The 12,077-nt window shown below is 31.2% G+C and carries 11 protein-coding genes and 1 tRNA gene; 8 read left to right on the top strand and 4 right to left on the bottom strand.

Annotation, left to right across the window (positions count from 1 at the left end):
- Positions 1 to 31: 31 nt before the first annotated feature.
- The 8 genes from murG to CLV86_RS04550 all read left to right on the top strand — a co-directional run bounded on the left by murG (position 32) and on the right by CLV86_RS04550 (position 8,431).
- A complete protein-coding gene (murG, locus tag CLV86_RS04585) occupies positions 32 to 1,138 on the top strand; it encodes an undecaprenyldiphospho-muramoylpentapeptide beta-N-acetylglucosaminyltransferase (RefSeq protein WP_121050155.1) in 1,107 nt (368 codons plus the stop codon).
- Positions 1,139 to 1,140: 2 nt separating this feature from the next.
- On the top strand, positions 1,141 to 2,493 hold the full coding sequence (gene murC, locus CLV86_RS04580) for a UDP-N-acetylmuramate--L-alanine ligase (protein WP_121050152.1): 1,353 nt from the start codon (positions 1,141 to 1,143) through the stop codon (positions 2,491 to 2,493).
- Positions 2,483 to 3,202 carry a cell division protein FtsQ/DivIB gene (locus CLV86_RS04575; protein ID WP_121050149.1) on the top strand — a complete coding sequence of 240 codons (720 nt, stop codon included), beginning with the start codon at positions 2,483 to 2,485 and terminating at the stop codon, positions 3,200 to 3,202. Before murC ends, CLV86_RS04575 begins: the two co-directional genes overlap by 11 nt.
- Positions 3,203 to 3,205: 3 nt before the next feature.
- Entirely contained in the window at positions 3,206 to 4,531 is a 1,326-nt protein-coding gene (gene ftsA / locus CLV86_RS04570; RefSeq protein ID WP_076734153.1) for a cell division protein FtsA, read from the top strand.
- A gap of 82 nt (positions 4,532 to 4,613) precedes the next feature.
- On the top strand, positions 4,614 to 6,599 hold the full coding sequence (gene ftsZ / locus CLV86_RS04565) for a cell division protein FtsZ (RefSeq protein WP_121050146.1): 1,986 nt from the start codon (positions 4,614 to 4,616) through the stop codon (positions 6,597 to 6,599).
- A 177-nt stretch (positions 6,600 to 6,776) separates the two neighbouring features.
- Positions 6,777 to 7,226, top strand: coding sequence for a GatB/YqeY domain-containing protein (locus CLV86_RS04560; protein WP_076734151.1), 450 nt, complete (start codon positions 6,777 to 6,779; stop codon positions 7,224 to 7,226).
- 10 nt (positions 7,227 to 7,236) lie between these two features.
- Positions 7,237 to 7,310: transfer RNA gene (locus CLV86_RS04555), tRNA-Arg, on the top strand.
- Positions 7,311 to 7,537: 227 nt separating this feature from the next.
- Positions 7,538 to 8,431: a zinc-dependent peptidase gene (locus tag CLV86_RS04550; protein ID WP_121050143.1), complete on the top strand. Its 894-nt coding sequence runs from the start codon at positions 7,538 to 7,540 to the stop codon at positions 8,429 to 8,431.
- A gap of 61 nt (positions 8,432 to 8,492) precedes the next feature.
- Here CLV86_RS04550 and rpe read toward each other — a convergent pair whose 3' ends face one another.
- The 4 genes from rpe to CLV86_RS04530 form a co-directional block, all read right to left on the bottom strand.
- Complete coding sequence (rpe, locus tag CLV86_RS04545) at positions 8,493 to 9,155, bottom strand: ribulose-phosphate 3-epimerase (protein ID WP_121050140.1); 663 nt, start codon at positions 9,153 to 9,155, stop codon at positions 8,493 to 8,495.
- Positions 9,156 to 9,201: 46 nt separating this feature from the next.
- Positions 9,202 to 9,609 (bottom strand): BLUF domain-containing protein, encoded by a 408-nt coding sequence (locus CLV86_RS04540; protein WP_121050137.1) that lies wholly within the window; start codon positions 9,607 to 9,609, stop codon positions 9,202 to 9,204.
- A gap of 156 nt (positions 9,610 to 9,765) precedes the next feature.
- A complete protein-coding gene (locus CLV86_RS04535) occupies positions 9,766 to 10,629 on the bottom strand; it encodes a sigma-70 family RNA polymerase sigma factor (RefSeq protein WP_076734148.1) in 864 nt (287 codons plus the stop codon).
- A gap of 235 nt (positions 10,630 to 10,864) precedes the next feature.
- Positions 10,865 to 12,070, bottom strand: coding sequence for a glutamate-5-semialdehyde dehydrogenase (locus CLV86_RS04530; protein ID WP_121050134.1), 1,206 nt, complete (start codon positions 12,068 to 12,070; stop codon positions 10,865 to 10,867).
- Positions 12,071 to 12,077 lie beyond the last annotated feature (7 nt).

Raw genomic sequence — 12,077 nt, 5'->3', positions numbered from 1 at the left:
TCAACGAATATAATTCTTGAGATATAATTAAGTGAGTAATAAAAAGAAAACATATAAAATAATACTAAGTGGCGGTGGAACAGGAGGCCATATTTATCCTGCTATAGCTATTGCTAACGAATTAAAATTGCGTTTTCCAGATGCCAAATTTCTTTTTGTAGGAGCAAAAGATCGTATGGAAATGGAAAAAGTACCACAAGCAGGTTATAAAATTAAAGGCTTATGGATTACTGGAATAGAAAGAAAATTAACACTTAAAAACTTAACATTTCCATTTAAATTAATCAATAGTTTATGGAGTGCAAGGCAAATTGTAAACAAATTTAAACCAGATGTAGCCATTGGTACAGGAGGTTTTGCAAGCGGACCGTTATTGCAAATAGCAGCTTTAAAGGGAATACCAAGTTTAATACAAGAACAAAACTCTTATCCAGGAATTACAAATAAACTATTATCAAAAAAAGTACAAAAAATATGTGTGGCCTATAATGGCTTGGATCGTTTTTTTCCAAAGAATAAAATATTAAAAACAGGAAATCCGGTACGTCAAGATTTGTTAGATATTGAATCTAAAAGAAGTGAAGCAATAAAATATTTTGGTTTAGTAGAAGGGAAAAAAACACTCTTAGTTTTAGGTGGGAGTTTAGGAGCGAAAGCTATTAACGAACTCTTAAAACGAGAATTAGATTTTTTGCAAACACAGCAAGTTCAAATTATTTGGCAAACAGGAAAATTGTATTATAACGATTATAAAATTAATGGAGATATAAAGCATGTACAAGTGCATCAATTTATAAATAATATGGATTTTGCTTATGCCGCTGCCGATATTATTATATCACGTGCAGGAGCAGGTTCTGTATCAGAGCTTTGTATTGTTGGAAAACCTGTAATTTTTGTGCCATCACCTTATGTAGCCGAAGATCATCAAACTAAAAATGCAAAAGCTATTGTAGATGAAAACGCTGCTTTAATGATTGCTCAAGAAGATTTAGAAGTCGATTTTAAAAATAAATTCTCTCAGTTAATAGCTTCAGACGAAAGGCAGAAACAATTAGGTGTAAATATTAAAAAACTAGCATTAGTAAATGCAACAAAAGATATAGCAGATGAAGTTGAAAAACTTCTGAATAAATAATTATGAATTTAAACAACATACATAACATCTATTTTATAGGTATTGGAGGAATTGGAATGAGTGCCATAGCACGCTATTTCCATGCGGCTAATATGTATGTCGCTGGTTACGACAAAACCAAAACAGAAATAACAAATTCACTTGAGGATTTAGGGATAAATATTCATTTTAACGATAATGTTAAAAACATAGAAACTCCTTTTTTAGATACCCAAAATACTTTAGTGGTTTACACACCTGCAATTCCAAAAGATAGTAAAGAATTAAACTATTTTAAAACCAATGGCTTTAATCTTTTAAAACGTTCTGAGATTTTAGGTTTAATTACTAAAAACACGTTTTGTTTAGCAGTAGCTGGTACACACGGTAAAACAACTACTACAAGTATTTTAGGTCATTTATTAATGGAGTGTAATGTTCCGTTAACTGCTTTTTTAGGTGGTATTAGCGAAAATTACAATTCCAATTTAATATTAAATGGAAGTGAGGTAAGTGTTGTTGAAGCTGATGAATTTGATCGTTCATTTTTAACACTATCTCCAGATTTAGCATGTATTACATCAATGGATGCAGATCATTTAGATATTTACGGAGATGCTTCAGAGTTAACAAAAACTTTCGAAGATTTTTCAAAAAAACTAAAACCAAACGGGAAACTATTTGTAAAAAATGGTTTGCCAATTAAAGGAATAACTTACGGTATTGAAGATGATTCAGATTATACTGTTCAAAATATAAAAATAGAAAATGGTGCTTATGTATTTGATGTTAAAACACCAAATACAGTACTAAAACAAGTTCAATTTAACCTACCTGGTAGACATAATTTGTCGAATGCATTAATAGCCTTAGCGATGGCTGTAGAATACGGTGTCCCTTCACCACAGCTCGTTAAGGCATTAGCATCTTACAAAGGTGTTAAGCGTAGGTTTACATACCAGATTAAGAGCGATGATCTTGTTTTTATAGATGATTATGCTCATCATCCAGAAGAGATTAATGCAGTGCATCAGGCAGTTAGAGAGATGTATCCAAAAGATAAGGTGTTAGCAGTTTTTCAGCCTCATTTGTTTTCAAGAACTAAAGATTTTGGAGCAGAATTTGCAAATAGTCTTTCAAAATTTGATGAAGTACTGTTGTTAGATATTTATCCAGCAAGAGAATTGCCTATAGAAGGTGTGACCTCTAATTGGCTTTTAAACCAAATAGAAAACGATAATAAAGAATTAATAAAGAAAACAGAAATAATAAAAAAAATAAAAGCTAGTAAGGCAAAAATAATTCTTACAATAGGAGCAGGCGATATTGGAGCAGAAGTATTAAAAATTAAAGAAGCATTAGTCCATGAAAATTAATTGGAACTACATAAAAGCTGTTGTGCTATTTGGCGTAGTTGTGTTCTTATTTGCATTTTCTTCAGCAAAAAATGGTAATAGAAAGGTGGAGAAAACAACCATAGAATTTGTAGAAGAACAGAAGCCATTTATCACGCATGCAACTGTTAGTAAATTGTTAATACAAAATCAACAACCACTTACGAGTGTGCCTAAAGAAACTTTAGATTTGAATGTATTAGAATCTGCCCTGAATGCTAATGCAATGATTGAAAAAGCCGACATTTTCTTAGATGTAAACGGTGATTTTTCGGTTAAAATAAAACAAAAAAAACCTATAGCAAGAGTATTAAATTCAAACTCTTATTACATAGATAGTAAAGGTGGTTATATGCCCTTATCATCTAATTTTACAGCGCGAGTGCCAATTGTAACTGGCGAAGTATCAAAAAAAAAGTTAGGCAATGTTTTTGCAATTGCTAATAAAATAGAACAAGACGAGTTTTTAAAAAAGAATGTAGTCGAGATAATTCAAAATAAAAATAACTCTATAGATTTAAAGTTAAGACAATGTAGTTTTATAGTACAGATTGGAAAACTTGAACATTTAGATAAAAAAATAAATAACCTTAAAGCTTTCTTTAAAAAAGCACTTAAGGATAAAAGTTTAGAGAAGTACAGTAAAGTGAATTTGCAGTTTGAAAATCAAGTTGTTTGCACTAAAGTATAAATTATGGAACAGAATTTAGCAGTTGGGTTAGACCTTGGGACCACAAAAATTGTGGCAATGATTGGTCGTAAAAATGAGTATGGTAAAGTTGAAATTTTAGGTATTGGTAAATCTAAAAGTTTAGGTATCCATCGAGGTGTTGTAAATAATATTACGCAGACTATACAATCCATTCAATTGGCAGTACAAGAAGCCGAAGCAGCAGCAGCGTCAAAAATTGAAGGTGTAACTGTTGGTATTGCAGGACAACACATTAGAAGTTTACAGCATAGCGATTATATCACCAGAGCAGATTCAGAAACAGTTATAGACGATAATGATATTGAGCGTTTAATTAATCAGGTACACAAGTTAGTAATGTTACCTGGAGAAGAAATTATACATGTATTACCACAAGAGTATAAAGTAGACGGTCAAGCCGAAATAAAAGAACCAATAGGTATGTATGGCGGCAGATTAGAGGCTAATTTTCACGTTGTAGTTGGGCAAGTATCTTCAATTAGAAATATTGGGCGTTGTGTAAAAAGTGCAGGCTTAGATTTAGAAGGTATTACTTTAGAGCCGTTAGCATCTGCAAATGCTGTTTTAAGCCAAGAAGAAAAAGAAGCAGGAGTTGCTTTAATAGATATAGGAGGAGGAACAACAGATCTAGCTATTTTTAGAGATGGTATAATTCGTCATACAGCAGTAATTCCTTTTGGAGGAAATGTAATTACAGAAGACATAAAAGAAGGATGTTCTATTATTGAAAAGCAAGCCGAATTATTAAAAATAAAATTCGGATCAGCTTGGCCTGGAGAAAATAAAGATAATGAAATTGTATCTATTCCTGGTTTACGAGGCAGAGATCCAAAAGAAATTACACTTAAAAATTTATCTAAAATTATTCATGCAAGAGTAGTCGAAATTATAGAACAAGTGTATGTAGAAATTAAAAATTACGGTCACGAAGAACAAAAGAAAAAACTAATTGCAGGTATAGTATTAACAGGAGGTGGAGCACAATTAAAACACTTAAAACAATTAGTAGAATATATTACAGGAATGGATACCAGAGTAGGTTATCCAAACGAGCACTTAGCAGGAGATAGCGACGAAGCTATAACAAGTCCTCTTTTTGCAACAGCCGTAGGTTTGGTTATGGATGGCTTAAAACGACAAGATCGTGTAAAAGCCGAAGCTAAAGTAGAGGAAACAATTGAAGAGACTAATATTTTAGTTGAAGAAGAAGAAGAGCAACCAATACCAGAACCGGTTAAAAAACCAAAACGCTCTTTTTTAGATAGTTTAACAGAACGCGTAAGAGATTTTTTAGACAACGCAGAATAAAGTATAAACGTTTTAATAAACGTTTCAAATAATAATAAAGAAAACAAGAGAAGCAAATTACTTCTCGACAAAACAGAATTTTATGAGCAACAATGAATTCGAAAGTATCGCCTTTGATTTACCTAAAAATCAATCTAACGTCATCAAGGTTATTGGTGTTGGTGGAGGTGGTAGCAACGCTATTAACCACATGTTTCAACAAGGTATAAAAGGAGTAGATTTTGTAATCTGTAATACAGATGCACAAGCACTTCAAAATAGTGGAGTACCAAACAAAATCCAGTTAGGTGTTAACTTAACCGAAGGATTAGGAGCAGGTGCAAACCCAGATGTAGGTATGCAATCTGCCGTAGAAAGTTTTTCAGATATTCAACAAATGCTTGGAACAAATACTAAAATGGTATTTATTACAGCAGGAATGGGAGGAGGAACTGGTACAGGAGCAGCACCTATTATCGCTAAAATGGCCAAGGAAATGGATATATTAACAGTGGGAATTGTTACTATGCCTTTTCAGTTTGAAGGAAAAATGCGAAATGAACAAGCGCAAATAGGAATAGAAAAACTACGTAGCGAAGTAGATTCTTTAATTGTTATTAATAATAATAAATTAAGAGAAGTTTATGGAAACCTTGGGTTTAAAGCTGGATTCTCTAAAGCAGACGAAGTTTTAGCTACAGCCTCTCGCGGTATTGCTGAGGTTATAACACATCACTATACTCAAAACATCGATTTACGTGATGCTAAAACTGTATTAAGTAATAGTGGTACAGCTATTATGGGTTCATCAACCTCTTCAGGACAAAATAGAGCTCACGAAGCCATTACTAAAGCCTTAGATTCACCATTATTAAACGATAATAAAATTACAGGAGCTAAAAACGTATTGTTGCTAATCGTTTCTGGTTCTCAAGAAATAACAATCGATGAGATTGGTGAAATTAACGACCATATTCAAACAGAAGCTGGACACGGTGCCAATATTATAATGGGTGTTGGTGAAGATGAATCTTTAGAAGAATCTATTGCTGTAACTATTATAGCAACAGGATTTAATATAGAACAACAAGACGAAATCTCTAATACAGAAACTAAAAAAGTTATCCACGCATTAGAAGAAGATCAAAGTATAGAAAAAGATTTAACGCCTAACGAAGCTTCTCCGGCAATTATTAGACCAGATATTGTTTTAGAAAAACCAGAACCTCCTAAAATTGTAAAGCATACTTTAGATATAGATGAGGATACAGAAGATACTTTAAGTAAACTAGAAATGGACTTGGTAAACAAGCAAAATACTGTGTCTTTAGAAGAGTTAGGCTTAATATCAACAACAGAAGTAATTAAAAATATAGATGTTGTTTACGATGAGGTTGTAGCTACATTTAATACAGAAGAAGAGTTTGTAATAAATTCAACTCAAGAAAATGTAGAGAATGAAAATACACCAAAAACAAACGATGAAGATAAACAACAAATAACCTTAAGTTTCGATTTACCAATAAAAGAAGAAAGTATAGAGGTTGATTTTGAACCTGAAGCAAAAAAAGAAGAAAATATAGTTTTCGATTTAAATGATATTGAAGTAAACGATCACGTAGAATTTATACCAGTAACCGAAGTTTCCGAAACTAAAGAAATACGTTATGCTTTAGACGATTATGAAGAAGCAGATTCTTCTATAAATACAAAACAAAAAGAAGTTAAAACTGGAAAAATCGAAGAACAGGAAGAGGTTCTTTTCGAAAAGAAAATAATTGCTCAAGAAGAAGTTGTTGAGGTAGAAGAAGAGGATTTAGATCCAATGAATAGTTCTATTTCAGATATCTTAAGAGATAGAGCAGATGATAGACGAAAAAAAATGAAGTCTTTCAACCATAAATTCAATACTTCAAAAATTGATGATATTGAAAAAATTCCAGCATATAAGCGTCAAGGTTTAAATTTAGATGACACACAACATTCATCATCCGAAAACAATGTGTCTAAAACAACTTTAAGCATAGACGATAATGATGATATTCAACTAAGAAATAACAATTCTTTTTTACACGATAACGTAGATTAGTAAAATGCTATTTTATTAAAAGAGAAAATTTTTTATAAAATTTGTTAATCCATTTTAACCCAAAATGTCCCTCAACATTTTGGGTTTTTTGTTTATAAATACAAGCTTTTAAAGCTTAAAGGCGTTAAGTTTAGCTTAATAGTTTTTGTTATCTTCGTAACCTAAAAAATATCAAAAATGAGCTTATCAAAAAATATAATGACAGCTTTAAAAGAAGCGATGAAAAGTAAAGATCAAACAGCTTTAACGGCATTACGTGCTGTAAAGTCTGCAATTTTATTAGCACAAACAGAAAGTGGAGCAAAAGAAGAATTGACAGAAGAGCAGGAAATGAAAATTCTTCAAAAACAAGTAAAGCAACGCAAAGATAGTGCTGCAATTTTTTTAAAGCAAGGTAGAGAAGATTTAGCAGAACCAGAATTAGCCGAAGCAAAAGTTATAGAGCAATTTTTACCAGAAGCAATGAGTGAGGAAGAAATAGGAGCTTTAGTAGAAGATGCTATAGTAAAAACAGGAGCTCAAGGCATGAAAGATATGGGTAAAGTAATGGGTATAGTAAACCAAGCAGTTGCTGGAAGAGCAGATGGTAAAACTATTTCTAATATAGTTAAAGCTAAACTAGCTTAAATAAATTACGGGCTGCGTAGTTCAACTGGATAGAATATCAGATTTCGGCTCTGAGGGTTGGAGGTTCGAATCCTCTCGCGGTCACGAATAAGCCAAAAACTCAAACGTTAAACCAAGCTTGCTTGTGTTTATAAGTTTGAGTTTTTGGTTTTCAAGGCGGAACGCATTGAGGAAAGCTAATCCTAAAAAAAAAGAAGTATAATAAAATTTAAAAAAAAGACTTGCTTGTGTTTATAAGTTTGAGTTTTTGGTTTTCAAGGCGGAACATATTGAGAAAACTAATCTTTTTTATAAAAACAATAATTTAATTTATGGGTGACAGTAAAATGCAACAACTTATAGATACTTTACAAAACCCAGAAACACCTATAATGTTTAGAGTTGTTGTAAGTATAATTCTTGTTGGTATTATATCACTCGCCATATTTGTAGTTTTTAGAGGTATTTTTAATTTTTTTGAAATGGCATTTGTAGAATATTTTAAAAAGCAACAATTTTTTACAAACCCGTACATAAGAACAAAAACTTTAAAAGAAGAGTATAAGTCTATTTTAAAAAATGAATTCGATTTCTATAACAGCTTAAAACCTTTAAAACAAAAGCATTTCGAGCACCGTATACAATATTTTATTAAACATTGGAAATTTATAGGTAAGGATATTGAAATTACTAATACTATGAGAGTTAAAGTTGCAGCAACCGCAACCAAACTTACACTTGGCTTTAGAGATTATAAAATTAAGTCAGTAGATAAAGTTGTAATTTATCCTAAAAAATACTTTTCAAATATTAATAAGCAAGACCATAAAGGAGAATTTAATATGTCTTATAAGGCTTTAGTTTTTTCATGGGAAGATTTTGAAAAAGGATATGCAATTTCAAACGATAATTTAAATTTAGGCGTTCATGAGTGTATACACGCTATGCATATTACGTTTTTAAAATCTAGAAGAAAAAGCACAAGCGCAGCAATTTTTTTAGATTCTTTTTATGAACTAACAGAATTTATAGAAACAAATGCATTAATTAAAAAAAAGCTTATTTCTTCAGGATATTTTAGAGACTATGCTTTTGAAAATCAGTTTGAATTTGTTTCGGTATTAGTAGAGAACTTTATTGAAACACCTTTGGAGTTTAGAGCTCAATTTCCAAACATATATAGTAAAGTAAAAGAAATGTTGAATTTTAATTTTGCGGGCTATTAAAGCTTAAAATTGCTAGAATTAAAAAAGGCTTTAAATTTTAATTTAAAGCCTTTTTTGTTATTTATGAATTAGCTAATTGCTTTAACTTTTTAATTGTAGCAGTTTGGTCCTCGCTTTTAAAAACATGACTGCCAGCAACAAAAACATCTGCGCCAGCTTCTACAAGTTTTTCTATATTTTTATCTGTTACGCCACCATCAATTTCTATACGTGTGTCTAAACCTTGCTCATCAATCATTTTGCGTAGTTTTTTTATACGTTGGTATGTAACGTCTTCAAATTTTTGACCACCAAAACCAGGATTAATAGACATTAATAATACCATATAACATTCTGGTAAAATATCTTCTAAAACAGAAACTGGTGTGGTTATATTTAAAACGACACCTGCTTTACAACCAGCATCTTTAATTTGTCTTAAAGTTCTATGTAAATGTACTGTAGACTCATGATGAACAGTAATTATATCTGCACCAACTTTTGCAAACTCTTCGATATAACGCTCTGGTTTTTCAATCATTAAATGTACATCTAATGGTTTTTTTGCATGTTTTTTTATGGCTTGAATTACTGGCATACCATAAGAAATATTTGGTACAAAGTGACCATCCATTACATCAATATGAAACCAATCGGCATCACTATTATTAACCATTTCTGTATCACGTTGTAGATTGCCAAAATCGGCAGCTAGCATTGAAGGTGCTATTAATTTTTTAGCCATTATTTGTAGTAGTTTTGTGTTGTTTGCGCAAAGCTAAGAATATTTATTAGTCGATAGTTAATAGATCTTCTATAATTTTTGAAAATAGATTACTATTTTCAAAATTACTTTGATTCAATTCCATTACATATTTTTGCAATCCATAAAGCGCATCAAAATCTTCAATTACAGCATAACCAGTATCAAAAGCTTTAAAGCTTAATTGAGAAATAGTTCGATTTAATAGTTCGACAATATTTGTGTGTCTTGTGTCTAGCTTTATTTTCTTATAAACTTCATCTATAATTTTAGAATCACCTTCTATTATTTGAAAGAATGTATTTTCTTTCTTTACCAATACACCAAAAATGTTGTTTTTATTATTGTTAATTTGAGTTTCATTAAATAAAGCTTCAAAAGCTAGCATGCTTAGATTTGATTTAGCTTTACTTTTATAGCATATGGTTTTTAGCATACTGTAAATATAATAAATTCAATAAGTTGACTGCTAAATAATATATTAAAAACGACCTTAATAAAATGAGTGAACCCAGAGTAATCAGCTCTGGGTTCTTTCATCAATCAAAAAACGAACAGTTATGAATAACTGTTTGTTATTGTAACTTAGTGTTTATCCTAAGTAAGTTTTTAATATTTTACTTCTAGACGTATGTTTTAATCTACGTATAGCTTTTTCTTTAATTTGTCTAACACGCTCACGAGTTAAATCGAAAGTTTCACCAATTTCTTCAAGAGTCATTGGGTGTTGGTTTCCTAAACCAAAATATAGTCTAATAACATCTGCTTCACGAGGTGTTAAAGTTTCTAAAGCACGCTCAATTTCTGTACGTAAAGATTCGTGCAATAAACTACGGTCTGGATTTGGAGACTCACCAGAGTTTAATACATCGTATAAGTTAGAATCTTCACCTTCAACTAGAGGCGCATCCATACTTACGTGACGTCCAGAATTCTTCATAGATTCTTTAACGTCGTTAATAGTCATATCTAATTCTTTTGCAATTTCTTCGGCACTTGGCGGACGCTCGTGTGCTTGCTCTAAAAAGGCAAAAGTTTTATTTATTTTGTTAATAGAACCAATCTTGTTTAATGGTAAACGTACAATACGAGACTGCTCTGCTAAAGCTTGTAAAATAGATTGTCTAATCCACCATACAGCGTAAGAAATAAATTTAAAACCACGCGTTTCGTCAAAACGTTGCGCAGCTTTAATTAAACCTAAATTACCTTCGTTAATTAAATCTGGTAACGTTAAACCTTGGTTTTGGTATTGCTTAGCTACCGATACTACGAAACGTAAATTAGCTTTTGTTAACTTTTCAAGAGCGACTTGATCGCCTGCTTTAATACGTTGTGCTAATTCTACTTCTTCGTCTGCGGTAATTAAGTCAACTTTTCCAATTTCTTGTAGGTATTTGTCTAATGATGCGGTCTCACGATTGGTTACCTGCTTGGTAATTTTAAGTTGTCTCATGTAAATAAGTTGTGATTAATTCCTAGTAAAATAGGAGTGAATAATTTTGCTATCAATGGTTATACGTACTAAAGACACATTTTGTTACAAAAAAGTTTATTTTTTTTTTAAAGTTGTTACTTTTTTTATTCAGAAGGTTTAAAAAGACTAGGTTTTTCGACTATATAATTTATAAATATAAAGCCTGTTTAATAATACGAACAGGCTTTATAGAGTTTATGGTGTTTTATATGTTTTAAATATTAGTTCTAATATGTCCATCTCCAAATACGTAATATTTATTAGTTACTAATTGTTTAAGACCTAACGGTCCACGATGGTGTAATTTGTCTGTACTAATAGCTAATTCTGCTCCAACACCCATTTGTCCGCCATCTGTAAACCTAGTAGAGGCATTATGGTAAACAGCAGCGCTATCGACTTGTTGCATAAATTTCTCTGCTTGTATTTTGTTTTCGGTTATAATAGAAGCAGAATGCCCGCCAGAGAATGTATTTATCATATCTATGGCATTATCTTCATTATCAACTTCTGCTATTAAAAGTTTCATGGCTAAAAACTCTTCGTACCAGATAGATTGAGATAGTATTTTATTTTCATTTGGAAGTAGTTTGCTTATTTTTTCATCTACAACCAAATCAACATCTAGTTTATTTAAAATAGTTTTAAGTTCCTTAACTTTCTTTTCATATTCAGGAATATTTTTATCTATTAATACTTTGTCTAAAGCATTACAACCAGAAATTTTATCGGTTTTAGCATTAATAATTACTTTTACAGATTTTAACCAATCGGCATTTTTAGATACATATAAGAAGTTGTTGCCACGACCACTTATTAATACCGCGCACGTAGCGTGATCCTTAACAAATTTAATTAAACGTTCTCCGCCTCTAGGTACAATTAGGTCTATTTTTTCTGGCGGATTTTTTAAAAACTCTTGAGTTTCTTCGCGTTTTAAATGCAATAGTTTAATCCAATCTTTAGATAAATTATTTTCTTCTAATGCTTGATGCCAGCATTTTTCAAGAATAAGATTGCTGTTTATGGCCTCTTTACCACCTTTTAATAAAATTTTACTGTTTGCTTTAAAAGCTAAAACGGCGGCTTCTATTGTTACATCTGGTCTCGATTCGTAAATAATCATTATGGTGCCAAATGGTGCACTTTTATTTTCAATTTTTAAACCACTATTTAATGTGGTGCTTGATATAATTTGATTAACAGGATCTTCTTGGTTTTTTACTTCTTCAATAGCGTTTATCATGCCGTTAATTTTAGCATTGTCTACTATAAGTCTATCGTATAAAGCTCTGTCGTCTTTAGTAAATGCCTCTAAATCTTCTTTATTAGCGGCTATTATATTAGCGCGCTGTTTATCAATAATTTTCATCATTGATTGTAGTACTTTATTTTTTATTTCTGTATTTAATAATTTCATAATGTCT

It is taken from the genome of Lacinutrix venerupis, from assembly GCF_003663945.1.
Classification (GTDB): domain Bacteria; phylum Bacteroidota; class Bacteroidia; order Flavobacteriales; family Flavobacteriaceae; genus Lacinutrix; species Lacinutrix venerupis.
Note: the sequence above shows the minus strand (reverse complement) of the source record. Positions and strands in the feature narration are given on the sequence as shown.